Annotated in this window: 8 protein-coding genes; 4 read left to right on the top strand and 4 right to left on the bottom strand. The window is 44.5% G+C overall.

Annotation, left to right across the window (positions count from 1 at the left end; all coding sequences use genetic code 11):
- The first annotated feature begins 160 nt into the window (after positions 1-160).
- The 4 genes from OHJ21_RS25425 (at position 161) to OHJ21_RS25410 (ending at position 5,066) form a co-directional block, all read left to right on the top strand.
- Positions 161-559: a (deoxy)nucleoside triphosphate pyrophosphohydrolase gene (locus tag OHJ21_RS25425; RefSeq protein WP_486021494.1), complete on the top strand. Its 399-nt coding sequence runs from the start codon at positions 161-163 to the stop codon at positions 557-559.
- 1 nt (position 560) lies between these two features.
- Positions 561-3,449, top strand: coding sequence for a DEAD/DEAH box helicase (locus OHJ21_RS25420; protein ID WP_486021493.1), 2,889 nt, complete (start codon positions 561-563; stop codon positions 3,447-3,449).
- Between the two features lie 518 nt (positions 3,450-3,967).
- Entirely contained in the window at positions 3,968-4,093 is a 126-nt protein-coding gene (locus OHJ21_RS25415; protein WP_486021492.1) for a hypothetical protein, read from the top strand.
- A gap of 70 nt (positions 4,094-4,163) precedes the next feature.
- Positions 4,164-5,066, top strand: coding sequence for a GIY-YIG nuclease family protein (locus tag OHJ21_RS25410; RefSeq protein WP_486021491.1), 903 nt, complete (start codon positions 4,164-4,166; stop codon positions 5,064-5,066).
- A 203-nt stretch (positions 5,067-5,269) separates the two neighbouring features.
- Here the strand turns inward: OHJ21_RS25410 and OHJ21_RS25405 are convergent, their stop codons facing one another.
- From OHJ21_RS25405 to OHJ21_RS25390, 4 genes are read right to left on the bottom strand one after another with little or no spacing between them, the layout of a single operon-like run.
- Positions 5,270-6,571, bottom strand: coding sequence for a TIGR02679 family protein (locus tag OHJ21_RS25405; protein ID WP_486021490.1), 1,302 nt, complete (start codon positions 6,569-6,571; stop codon positions 5,270-5,272).
- Positions 6,534-10,667, bottom strand: coding sequence for a TIGR02680 family protein (locus tag OHJ21_RS25400; RefSeq protein ID WP_486021489.1), 4,134 nt, complete (start codon positions 10,665-10,667; stop codon positions 6,534-6,536). The genes OHJ21_RS25405 and OHJ21_RS25400 overlap by 38 nt, the downstream gene beginning before the upstream one ends.
- Positions 10,627-11,835 (bottom strand): TIGR02678 family protein, encoded by a 1,209-nt coding sequence (locus OHJ21_RS25395; RefSeq protein ID WP_486021488.1) that lies wholly within the window; start codon positions 11,833-11,835, stop codon positions 10,627-10,629. Before OHJ21_RS25395 ends, OHJ21_RS25400 begins: the two co-directional genes overlap by 41 nt.
- On the bottom strand, positions 11,832-13,316 hold the full coding sequence (locus OHJ21_RS25390; RefSeq protein ID WP_486021487.1) for a TIGR02677 family protein: 1,485 nt from the start codon (positions 13,314-13,316) through the stop codon (positions 11,832-11,834). Before OHJ21_RS25390 ends, OHJ21_RS25395 begins: the two co-directional genes overlap by 4 nt.
- Positions 13,317-13,329: the final 13 nt, after the last annotated feature.

The following is a 13,329-nucleotide window of genomic DNA, read 5'->3' as shown; positions in this document are numbered from 1 at the left end:
TCTTATTATAGATCTTATGAGCGCCTATGGCATTCATCAAGTATTGCCGACATCCCAAAACAAAATAGAATAAGCTTTTATGCAGAATTCACCAATAACTATTATGCAAAATCAAAATGCTGACATAAACATCAGCCTGCTTAACTGGAGGTAACTTTACATGAAGAAACATATTCACGTCGTTGGAGCTGTAATCATCGAAGAAGGGAAAATTCTCTGTGCCCAGCGTGGAGCTACTAAAACATTGGCTTACAAATGGGAGTTTCCAGGTGGAAAAATCGAAGAAGGCGAAACGCCTCAGGCTGCATTAAAACGTGAGATTGACGAAGAAATGGACTGTGTCATTGAGATTGGGGAAGCGATCGAAACCACCGTATATGAATACGACTTTGGTTATGTTCATCTGACTACTTTCTATTGTCATCTGATAAGCGGGAAACCTACACTGACTGAACATGTGGCCATTTCCTGGTTGTCTCCGCAAGAGCTACTATCTTTGGATTGGGCACCTGCTGATATACCTGCTGTAAAAAAAATCCAAGGAAAGTTGATCAAATAACATGGAAAATCCGATTCAACATTTAAATGATTCCTTAAGCTGGGCATTTATTAACCATCAGCAGGAGTCTCTGGAAAAATATAAGCCTAAGCTTCTAGTAAACAATACGGAGACGAGCCATTATGTGCTTACCCCACTATTAGAAGAACTCGATCGCTGTCAATCCTTTACTTTCTCCGTTGCATTTATAACAGAGAGTGGACTAGCAACGCTCAAGTCTCATCTAGCTGATCTTAAACTACGAGGAATAACTGGTAAAATTCTGACCTCCAATTATCTGAACTTCAACCAGCCTAAAATCTACAAAGAGCTGCTGAAGATCACAAATGTTGAAGTTAGATTGACAGATCTAGGTGGCTTTCATGCCAAAGGATACTTATTTCACCATGTGGGTCATTCCACTATCATTATGGGGAGCTCCAACCTGACAGCTGCCGCACTAAAATCCAACTATGAGTGGAATGTAAAACTAACCTCGTTTAAACACGGTGGACTTTTAGAACAGTTCCAGAGTGAATTTGACAAGGTATGGAGCCATGCTGTCCCACTATCCGATAAATGGATTGATGCGTATCAAATTCTATACGAAGAGGTTCAAAAGGTAAATCGGAAGGCTCATACCGTGCTGCCTCTGATTCCTGAAACTCCTCAGACTGTCTTTAGCCCTATCTCTCCAAATAAAATGCAACAGAACGCGTTAAAGAATCTACAGGATTTACGCAGGTCAGGAGAACATAAAGGCTTGGTCATATCGGCTACGGGGACAGGAAAAACCTATCTATCCGCATTTGACGTCAAGAACTTTGCTCCCAACCGAATGCTATTTATTGTCCACCGGGAACAGATTTTACAAAAGGCCATGCTCGATTATCAGCGTATCATCGGCGGCAATGATAGCGATTACGGTATTTTATCCGGTACAAGCAAAGATCATAATGCCAAATATGTATTCGCTACTGTCCAGACGATTTCCAAAGCCTCTACATTATCAGGGTTTAATCCTGAGGTGTTTGACTATATTTTGATTGACGAAGTCCATAAAGCCGGAGCCAATTCATATCTTAAAATCATCGATTATTTCAAACCTAAATTTCTACTTGGTATGACGGCAACACCAGAACGAACCGATGATTTTAATATCTACGAATTATTCAATTATAATATTGCCTATGAAATTCGACTGCAAGAAGCTTTAGAAGAAGATATGCTATGTCCGTTTCACTATTTTGGAGTTATAGATTTTGAATATAACGGCCAAACGATCGATGATACAGCGATGCTTTCGCAATTAGTTGCGGACGAACGAGTTTCTTACTTGATTGAAAAAATTGAATATTACGGCTATTCCGGAGAAGCGGTAAAAGGCCTGATCTTCTGTAGTCGTAAAGAGGAAGCCTCACAGTTATCTGACATCCTGAATACCAGAGGTTATCGAACGATCGCTTTAACAGGTGATGACAGTCAGGACGAACGTATCCGCTATGTAACTGAACTCGAAGCTGGTAACCTAGACTATATCCTTACGGTGGATATTTTTAATGAGGGGATCGACATCCCTTGTATTAATCAAGTCGTCATGCTCAGACAAACCCAATCGAGTATTGTGTTTGTACAGCAACTAGGACGAGGGCTACGTAAACATTCTGAGAAAGAATTCGTTACTATTATCGATTTTATTGGAAATTATAAGAATAATTATTTGATCCCAGTTGCACTATCTGGAGATAGATCCCAGAACAAAGACAATATCCGCCGTCATATGAAGGATACCAGTTATATAAAAGGCGTCTCAACGATCAACTTCGAAGAGGTAGCAAGACAGCAAATCTTTCGATCGATTAGCAACAGCAATTTAACAGCGCTAAAGATACTTAGAGAAACCTATTTCCAACTTAAAAATCGACTGAATCGAATACCTCGATTAATCGATTTTATAGAGAATGACTCAGTCGATCCGCTTATTTTTGCTGACGAACACGCAAGCTATTATCATTTTTTACATAGAATTAAAGAAAGTGTCCCGCACTTATCCGAACAAGAACAGAATTATATTGTGATGTTATCTGCCGAGATTCTGACCGGGAAGCGTCCGCATGAAATCATACTACTTGAACTACTCTTTACGAAAGAGCATGTATCCTATGATGAGTACATAAAAACTCTTTATGATATAGGATGCTCTACAGATAACGAAACGATGGATTCCGTCAAACGTGTACTGGACATGTCCTTCTTCACCGAACCAACGCGGAAGAAATATGGAGACACCCCGGTGGTCATGTTCACGCAAGAGCAACAATATATGCTTCATTCGTCGATGTTGGGCTCCTTGCAAAGCAACCCTTTTTTCAGGGATATGTTCTCAGATCTTATTCAGACAGCTTCTCGTATAAGTGAGCAATATGCCTATAATGAGCAACTTACGTTGTACAAGAAATATTCCCGGAAGGATTCCTGTAAACTCTTGAACTGGCATAGTGATGAGAGTTCCACGATGTATGGATACAAAACGAAGCATCAGACCTGTCCTATCTTTATAACCTATCACAAACATGAAGGGGTCGATGCAAGTACGAATTACCAAGAGGAATTTATTAGTTCAGAGGTAATGAAGTGGTCGACAAGAAGTAGACGTACGCTTGAATCCGAAGAAGTTAGAACAATTCTTGAGGCTGACAAGCGAAAGATAGACCTTCATATATTCGTGAAAAAGGACGATGCCGAAGGAACGGAATTTTATTATCTCGGTAAAGCGCATCCCGATATCAATAGTGCCGTCCAAGCTTCTATGCTCGATAAGAATGGTGATTCTATCTCTGTCGTGCATATGAATCTGGTATTGGAGCATTCGGTAGAGAGCAAGCTTTATGCGTATTTGACTGAATCTTAAATGAATAGTTGGATGGATCAGGGATATCACCTTATAAATCATAAGAAAAATAATCCCCCCGTTCATGATATAAGGATCAAACACCATTCAAGTTAAGCAACCGGTCGTCGGTAATCAATGGGCGACTGTTGTTTGGTTCCGTTTGAATCCCAATAGAGATATAGGAGTGAACGTGGTTTCGAATGGTCCTTTCAACGATTACCATCGGCAGGTTAAGCCTTCTATATAGATTTAGCATGGCAATGAGCTTAAAGATATTTCGAAGATGATCAAACGGACGGAGAAGACGACCGCCAGATACATCCATAGCTATGAGCGTGAGGGCTCGAGGGTCTTACACAGGGCCTTTCGCCTGGCAAACCTCGCCGGCTTACGGATGAACAGGAAGAGATTCTTGCAGACACCGTTGCTAATAAACGCCCGGTAGATGTGGATATTGAAGCCAAGTATACCTGACGCTCAGCTAGCCATGCTCTTTTTTGAACGGGAATTCGGTGAACGTTACACCGAAAAAATGCATGTCCGTCATGTTGCACCGGCTCGGACTCAGCCATACCAAGGCCACTTATACGATGAAATTGGCGGATCTGGAAGAACAGACTGTGTCGATCTCCGAAGTCTTTCCAGCGCTGAAAAAAAGCTGATCAACCAAGAGATCGACCATCTGCTATTCGAAGACGAGTGTATATGCTAAGACAGACTGGAGGAAAAGTAATGGATTTACGAGGAAAAAGCATCAACTTATTCTTAATGGACGGTACTCCAACTGGTAGAATCAAGTGTACTTTAGCTAATTGGACAGGCTTGGCTTATAAGATCCCACGTACCGAACTTGATAAGTGCAAGGGACGTGGAGACCTATCCCAAAGCGGTGTATACTTTTTGTTTGGTACGTCTGATCAAACTGGCGAGAATGTTGTATACATCGGACAAGCTGGTGTGCGCAAAAATGGAGAAGGCCTTCTTGGACGACTGATTGAGCACAGAAGAAACTCAGACAAAGATTATTGGACTGAAGCTGTCGTCTTTACTACCTCCAATAACTCATTCGGTCCTACGGAGATAAGTTATCTCGAAAATCGATTCTGTGGACTTGCGACCGATGCCAATCGATATGTAGTTAAAAACGGCAATGATCCTACTTCCGGGAACATTACCGAAGAGAAAGAAAGCGAATTGGAAGAGTTTATTGATTACGCCAAAATTGTAATAGGAACTCTCGGTCACAAATTGTTTGAACCACTGACTAGCAAGCCGGACCCAGATACCACGTCAGAAGCACCTAGGGACGAAGATTTGCTCCTCTCCTTGAATCGAAAAAGTCGTAAAAGCGGAATTTTAATTCATGCTAGTTGTAAACAAACAAATGAAGGATTTGTTGTGTTAAAAGGAAGTCTAGTAGAGACTCTTGACTCTGACAGCATCCCACCAGGTGTCAAAGAAGCCCGACAAAAAGCGAACATAGACCAGGACGGTGTATTACAAGAGAGCATCCTATTCCGCAGCCCTTCCTATGCTGCTGCCTTTGTTGTTGGAGGTCATGCGAACGGACTTACAGAGTGGAAAACAAAAGAGGGAAAGAGTTTAAAAGAGATAGAGGATAGTGAAGGTCAGTGAATACGAAGAAATAGTTGATTTATCAAGTTTCAGAAGGATTAGTGCTAATATGGTTTTTTACAAACGGGGAAAGACTTCATGGATCTGGGTCTTCCCCATTCTCTATTCATCCTTTTCTGATTTCACCATCCCTACTTTATTCGGTTTTTGGCACGAGTTTTTATTACAGATAGCTCGGGTTTATTTTAAGCTGTTTATGGATTTTATATCTTATCTTCACCTTTCCAGGACAGTAGATCGCGAACAAGCAGCGGTAATATTCCTTCCTGATAACCTATTCTTGCTGTTTCCCCTAATGCATGAGCAACCTCGCCCAGCTCAGAATCAAGGATTGAGATTAGCTTTGACACTCGATCTCCTAATTCCACCACAGGAGTCGATGCGTAATAATCGGCTTCGGTCATGCGCCATAATCGAGCCTGCACCCCGTATCTTTCCTTAAAACGAACAGCCATCGCTAGACCTTCCGGGTCGAAGTCCCCGCTGTAGCATAGAGTGTGGCCTGCCTTGGCAAGCAGATCCATCAGCTGCAAGCCCGCAAGCTTGAACTGTCCATGGGTGCAGATCAAGGGGGCGTCCGGAACAGCATCCAGCAATGCTGAGAATACGCCTGAATTTTCAACAATGTATACGCTGGACATTGTTCCGGCGTGGCCAAGCTCAGCCGCAGTCACTCGATTTACCTTGATTAACTCCCGCATAGGCACATTCATCACACATTTTTCATCTGCAGCAGCTCTCCATACCGGATGCTCGCGGTCATCTGTGTAAGCAAGCAGATTCGCTTGAGTGACAAAATTCTGGATGTCATCTCTCAGCAGGTTATACTGCAGCAGTAGCTCATTCAGCGCCTCTACCTTAGACGGGGGAGCCCCCTGCCCCCCAGCCATCACATGCAGCAAATGAACCCATAGCTTGCCTCGCAACTCGCTGATATCAAATGTATGAGGGTTGCCGGTTATACGCTGACTGAATAACGGATACCTCTCCATATGCTTAGGCAGGTTAGCGTAGGCGTGAGCTATAATTTCAACATCCTCATCAAAACCCGGTTCAAGAAGCAGACGCCATATCCACTGTGTGTCACTCGTTCTGCCTTCCAGATAGGTAAACCATCGCATAAGTCCGGGGTAACACTGCTTGTAATCATCAAGCTTCTGCCCTTGAGCGGTTTCCCGCTTAGCTTTTACGGCCTTCCTGGATTGGATCTGCTCGCCCCAATATGCCTCAAGCAGCTCATGCAGGGTAATTCCGGCAAATCGGGTCTGCTGCGTGCGCTGTTCAAAGTGAGACAGCATGAGCTTCCCTTTTCGTACCAAATGATGAGGGGATTCACCCATGAATACAGCAATCTCCTCGATCTCCTCATCTGTGAAACTCGTAAGATCTGCTGCTCCTCCGAACCTTCCAAGTGATTCATATTTTTTGCGAAAAATAAGAAAAAGGGCATCATATCCCTTTTTCCCTTTAAAATATAAGAGGGCTTCCTCCAGCTTCCTGCTCATCATACTCACCTTCTTCACTGGCCTTAAGTGACAATTCCTGTCCGTTCCACTTATAACGGATGACGGTTACGTAATCCGCGTTCTTCGGTCTGACCAGTTCGCAGACTGATAAGGACTGAACGGTCTCATAATCCCCCCATAGTACCTGGGAGTTCATTATATAATTAAAGCCGAGCTTTTCCACAATCTCGAACATTTCATTGATGTTGTTCTCATCCACACCAGCGAAGGCTTCATCTAGTGAGATAATAAACGGAGCGCTTGATGCCGCCTCCTTATAACGTGAATAACATGCAGTAAATAGCGGGATATACATCGCCATCGCTTTCTCACCGCCACTGAACTTGAAGAAGTGATGATTGGTCAACTCTCGTCTAGGTTCATGAGGGCGCTCATAATACAAAACGAAAGAAAACCATTTGCGATAATCCAACACCATTTTCAGTACCTGCAGCAGTGTCTGTCCCTCACCTTTTTCCTCAAGCCACACTTTTGCCGACTGAATCTTGGAGCGAAAATGACGCGTAATCCGTCCAAGATCATCCTCATTCAGCACATGGGCATCCTGCTTCAGCAGCGTGACCAGCTCATGGGTATCCAGCTCCTCCTCCGAATCGGCTGATCTTGGCTTCCAGCGTATGGAGAACTTGAGTCCGGAGGATGTGTCCCGGCTTTCCATTAACTCACGCATTTGCTCGGTCCACTGCTCGGCGCGGCGAATGCGAGCCCGAAGCTTGTGCCCTACAGAGTTCAGCAGAATCTCTTCATATAACTGCTTGTCCAGTTCATCAAGACGTGTTTCCTGAATGGATAACTCCTGGGAAACACTATCATATAGTGCTGAAGGCGAAATCTTCACACCTCGTTGGTCAAATTCTATGATATTTCGGGTATTCTTTGCTTTCCACTGGTCTATGACAGGCTTCCATTCTTCCCTGTCTATCTCTTTCATCCAGTCGGCAAGCTCAGGCGCTTCAGTAAACTGCGCAATTGTATGCTCGGCCAGATCCGGCTGCAGATTGTAAAATAGCTTCGTCAGATCCCCCTCCATAACAGACTTATCCTTAACAGTTTTATAGTCTGCATATTGACTGAGCATCCTTTCATCCATACCTTCACCATCTGGAGAGATCACTCCGCGCTTCCATTCCTTCTCTACTGCTTCCCTCCAGACGACGTTCATTTGATTCCAAAAGAGATGAAGTCCTTCCTTCTCCGCAAGCTTTTCCCGGGTAGTAGAGCAGCTGGCCTCTAGAAATGGAATGTTCTTTAATAATTGCCCTAGCTCCAAATTCAGCTGATCCAAATCCCGGGAAACATTCTTAATCTCGCGTCTCACTTCCTCTGCACCTTTCAGCTCCTGCTGCTGGATAATATCCTGAATCTGCTGCTCGAGCGCCACGGCCTTATCCTTCAAAACCGCCAATTCTCCCCGCAGTTCATCGATTTCCGATTCCAAATCCTTTAAATACTCTCTCTCGCGTTGCTGATTCTCCAGCAGGCGAAGCCAATGCTCGTGTTCTCTGTGAATATCATTCAATCGTTTCTCATACTGCCGACTCTTTTCCAAGGCTTGCTGATACAATTCTGTTTTGAGTTCCAGCGCAAGACCATGTGTCAGATCATAGAGTTTTCGTTTGCTCTCTTGCAGCTTATGATCCATCTTGGCCAGCTGCTCCGATATATCCTTGATGGATTTTTCAAAACGTGTCAGTTCACTCTTAGTCTCTTTCAGCTCTTTATAGCAAGTCATGACGTCTTTACTTGAAGGAAAATTGCTCCAAGCCTCTTTAGAAAGCTGCAGCCTATCATCGATCAGAAGCCTATGATCCTCTAGTGTGGAGATCTGCTCATCGATTCTTATGATCCGTAGATCCAAATCAGCGAGAAGCTGCTCACGATAGCGTCTTCTGGCTTCTCTGCCGATAAACCGCGCCTCATCCAGCGGCAGCGCATGGCCCTTCAAGTTACCTAAGCGGTAATGTCCGTCTTCTGTAAAGTAAACTGGAGCCTCACCATTCATTTCAATACTTTGAAGTATTGCCTCGACACGATCAAATGGGATGGTCCGCTGCTCCGCATCCGGCTGTAAGTAATCCGCCAATGTGGCAGTAAAAAGTTTGGGTTCTGCCAACAACACCCGGTCATGCTGAGCTTCAATATCTCTGAGCGTAACCAGCGCATCCAGCAGACCTGTTTCAGCCAGCGTGCTTTCAAGACGTCTTTGAACCTCGATTGGAACATCCGGGTGAAACTCTACGACTTCATACAATGGCTTATAAATAACCGACTGTTCGTCTAATTGTCTACGTGCTTCCAATGTTGCTTCATGCCGTTCAGGTTCAGGATCCCGCTGAGCGCTCATTTCCTTCCATTTCATTTCCAGTTGTTCGCGTTCCTTTGCAGCCTGTTGTTTCTGATGGATACAATCGGCTCTCCGGGTCCGAAGCTGATCCTCATATGCTAGTACGAAAGGTGTAAAAACTTCTTTTACTTCATCATACTCATATTCCGTGAATAAGTGGTCAATCATCCGCATCATGCGCTGCCTGACTGTATCATCAACCTGATAAACATCATGCTGATCCACCCACAGATGAATCTGATGAATCAATGTTTGCTTCTCATCAGACAGCAACCGTTGCCATTTCCGCTCGTCCTCAAGCAGCGCATCATGCGCCTGCTTGACTTTGCTCAGCTCCCGATTTTTATCCTGAAATTGATGAATCACCGAATCACGCTGCCTCAGCTCCATTAAAGCTGCTTCGAGCCTCACCGTATGCTGTTCAATCTCTCTTTTCCAGTTATCAAAACCGAAAGTTCCTCCTTCATTTCGTTCATAGTCTTGCACATTAAGCTCATGCTGTGTAAATGCACATTCCTCCGCCTCGTATTCCAGGTCCTCTACGGCATCTCGCAGCTGCTGTTTCTTGTGGTTCACACTCATTTCGAGGTTGTCTATTCTTCTTCGGGTTTCCCTCTCTTTGCCCGCTCTTGATTCTACCCGGCTGTCTAGATTTAAGATGTCACGCTTTAGTGACTCCTGATCTTTCAACTTCTTCTGCAGCTCATCCTCCAGGCGAAATATCTCATGGGCTCTAAGACGTTTTTCTTGCTCACTTAATGTGACTTTTCTGATTTCCAAATCATGCTGTCTCTTCTTACTTTCCTCAATGTCGACTTCAAGCTCAGACATTCTATCCCGCAAGCTTTCCGCCTCTTGACCCTCTTTGTCTGATCGTTCCTTCGCCTGTTTCCATTCCTTCACCTGATCCGAAAATATCCGTTTGGAATAGGCCTCATAGGCATCCTTAAGCTTGGTTAACGCATTTACCTCTCGTTCCAGTTGCTCCTTCTGCTGCTTGGTTTGATCCATTTGTTCAATGGAATCCGATAGATACCGCAGGTCTTCGTCCGTCAGCGGAGGTAGCGCTTCTTCCAGAATCTCGTATATTACAGTCGGTTTAAAATCCTTGGATAGCTTCGGACTGCGGAGCTGAATCAGCAGCTTGATCAAATCATCGTAAGCCTCAATCGTTTCAAATCCAAATACATACCGGTTCACCAGCTTCATATAATCTTGGTTAGAGTTTGCTACTTCTCCACCGGCACCAATGATTGTGGTTAATTCCGTCTGGGAATATGGGAACCGCTTACGCTCCCCGTTTTGATTGACTAGCTTAGACAGCTCCATATCATATCCGATCCGCCGGTTATCCGTAATGACGAATCCCCACGACTTTAAATTCTGATTTCGCTTAGCCTGGATGCCCATTCCGGTCGTCAGGTACTGATTCGTGCCTTCCATTTTGTATTCGATGAATAAATATCCGGTTCGCTCTTCCCGGTTGGAGACTTCCTTCTCACCCAGCAAATAATCGGCCATCCGCCGTGATTTCGAGCCAAACGGGTCTAGGCGATCCGGTGATTTTTTTCCATCCAATAGTACAGGCAGCAGGCTCTGCATCGTAACCGATTTCCCGGAACCATTCGTGCCTCGAAGCAGCAATTTACCGTCTTCAAAATCAAATATCTCATTGTCGTAGTACCAAAAGTTAAATAACCCTGCCCGGTTCAGCTTCCATTTCGCTGTCACTAGTCCTCTCCCCTTCCTGTTTATAATCCTTAGGATAAAAAGCAATCATACGCGCTGCACCTGGTAGGATGGTCAACATGTTCGGCTCCTCTTCTTCCATCAAAGCCATATCCCACGCAGTCCACACAGCAATGATTTCATTCGACAATGCCTCCAAGGTCAGATCGCGGTACTTCTTCGCCCACCCATGGCCAAAAAGGTCTTTAGTTTCTTTGACAATCGTTTGAAACCGTGCGAGCGGCAGACGAAGTTCACCAAAATCACTGATAGACAGGTTATCCAGCTGTTCTCTAATAACAGCTATCACGTGAAGCGCAACATCCGCAATTCCGCTCATATCCGGGAACAAGGTATAGCGTTTTTTGGGATCTGGCAACGTAAGCATCGCAACATTTTTAAACACTTCCAGTCGAAATGGGGTATGTTGTTCAAAATCCTCGCGCAGACGGTTTCTAAAATTACGAATATAGGCAAAATCAGGGTCTTCCTCACTCTTTCGGTAAACAAACGGGGTCATCATCAGTCTGCGGTAAACCCGCTTACGCCGCTGATCCTCCTGATGCCGCACCCACTCCTTTTCCATTAACGCCTTGATCGTCTTGAACTTAAACAAATCATCGGGATAAGATCTCATGAAATATCGGGAATACACCGTCACTTCATAGAGGACTTCCTCTTGCTCACTGTTTTGAAAAAGCTCCAGGCTTCCGTCAATTGTCTTAATCAGCCGCAGGTCAACCACCTGCTTTAAAGCTCGGACAAGCGAACGCCGATGCTGATACAGGGTCCAGTCCAGTGGGATTTCACTTCTGTATAGCTCCTGAATTCTCTCGGTTAAATCAGACAGTAAAAACTGCTCGTCCACACCTTTTTGCTCCGTGTAAGCGAGCGCGCAGCAAAAGATTGCATAATCCAGCGGTTCTTGAAATGCCTGAATTCCCATCCATCTCTGCGGTTCAACGGGGACTTTCTCCAGCTTGACAAAATGCTGATGCACGATCAGATCCAGTCCAAACTTGTCTTGAAGATATCGCTTAAGTTTAAGCTCACGATCACGGACCAGCCGGTAGGACTCTGGCTCTTCATCACGCAAAATCCAAAATTGTTCAAACAGCAAAGCCAAAGCATCCATTGTCTGGTCATCAAATTCATCCTCACGCAAACTCATATTTTGGCCTTCTCCTTTCCCGTGAATAGCAACGTAACTGCCGGCATGTCCATATGTCCGTCATCAGCCTGGAGCCTAATGACCCGACTCGGGTCCAGCTCCACCTTCACTTCATAGCCATATTCCGTCTTGATGGTGCGATCCATTTTGGCCATCGCTTTTCCAATCCAAGATAGAAACAGCTTCCGTACAAACGGCTCGATGATTGGCAGACTCTCCAGTTCGATCCTGTTGCCAGACAAATACTGCTCGATGACCTGCTGTTCATACGCTCGCTGCTTCAGATAAGCTTCCTTTGTTTGTGTTTTCTCTTCCAGATGACTCTCTGCTGCATTGGCTTTAGTCTTCTCCCGATAGATCCTGATCCTAGGGGGCCGTTCATGAGCCATCGGCGTTTCTTCCCACACATCAGTATAGATATCTTCTGTAGGAATATGATCCGAATAAAGGTGCTTCGTGTGCGACAGTCCGAATACAATCGAAGACAGCTTGTGCGCTTCCTCCATAGAAGACATATTCGAAAACCATTCAGCCAGATGAAGATAATCCTCCTTTCGGCTGCGATGCAGCAGGTTCCTTTCCCCCAATCGCTGAATGATTCTCGTCATCCGCCGAATCGCTTCATTCGTTTGCTTGAGGACATTTTCATATTGACTTTCTCCGGCATCATCACCGATAAACCAGGCCTTCACATTCAGCCAGGTCATTTCCAGTTCTGCCACGCGGTTTACATCTTCACCTAATCGTTCAAACCGAAATACATTCTCCTGATGCTGGAATACCTTCTTGAAAAAGGTCCGCATACTTTCACGCGACAGCGAGATCATAACATCCTGAACGGAAGCGGCTGTCCGCTGCAGATTAATAATAAAATCTCGTAAATAGCGGGTAAATTGATCTTTATATAAATAGAATGCCTCAGATTTCATCTGCTCTGACGCATCCTCACTTCGTAAATAAGCGAAATAGTCAGACGTGTTTTGGGTGATCTTTTTAAAATACGTCAGTACATCATCCCAAAGCTGTGCGCAGTGTTCTGCGGATTCATCGGAAGCTTGCTTTATTCTTATAAGCGTTTGATACATCCGTTCAAAATGAGATTTCTCCAGCGAGCCTCCAAATTGGTCAGAATGATGTTCAAATTGAATGAGCATCCGTTCAAATTCTACTGTATAAGGCGTTATTTGATACCGAAACCTTTTCTTCTTGAACTCTTCAATCGTCTTGACCTTCCCGCTCTCCTGTTGAGCACGAAGATTCCCCCACCTCACTAGAGAGGCCAGGTCACTGTGCAGCTCGTCCAATTCATAATTTTTGAAGTAGGCCGATTCTCTTAGATGGTTATAAATCTCCTCGGGGAATAAAAACTCTCGCAAACGCTCGTGTTGAATATAAAAATGACGAAGAATTGCCCGATATTTATCGCTTCTCTCAGTTGCCAAATACGTCGCTTCCGTCACACGTTTATATGATCCGTCCATAATTCGACACACT

Source organism: Virgibacillus sp. LDC1, from assembly GCF_025792345.1.
GTDB classification, from domain to species: domain Bacteria; phylum Bacillota; class Bacilli; order Paenibacillales; family Paenibacillaceae; genus Paenibacillus_AQ; species Paenibacillus_AQ lautus.
Note: the sequence above shows the minus strand (reverse complement) of the source record. Positions and strands in the feature narration are given on the sequence as shown.